The following is a 249-nucleotide window of genomic DNA, read 5'->3' as shown; positions in this document are numbered from 1 at the left end:
CACCTAATTTTTCCACGTCTGTTGCTGAGCGAATTGGATTAGAAATAACTGGGCCTACACCCGCTTTAATTTTCACATCTATACCGATACCTGGTAGTGGCGTTACGATATCTTTATATAAAATTGCAGCGTCCACATTGTAGTTTTCTACCGGCAAACGTGTTACATACGCACAAAGCTCAGGTTGATGTGTAATTTCCTCTAATGAATATTTTTCTTTAATTGCACGATATTCTGGCTGAGAACGAC

1 protein-coding gene is annotated in these 249 nt (G+C 39.4%); it reads right to left on the bottom strand.

What is annotated here, in order from left to right:
- On the bottom strand, nucleotides 1-249 hold a 249-nt coding region (locus SB660_RS22585), incomplete at both ends, for a uroporphyrinogen decarboxylase family protein (RefSeq protein ID WP_410584729.1).

The organism is Bacillus sp. SIMBA_005 (assembly GCF_046535585.1).
GTDB lineage: Bacteria > Bacillota > Bacilli > Bacillales > Bacillaceae > Bacillus > Bacillus pumilus.
Note: the sequence above shows the minus strand (reverse complement) of the source record. Positions and strands in the feature narration are given on the sequence as shown.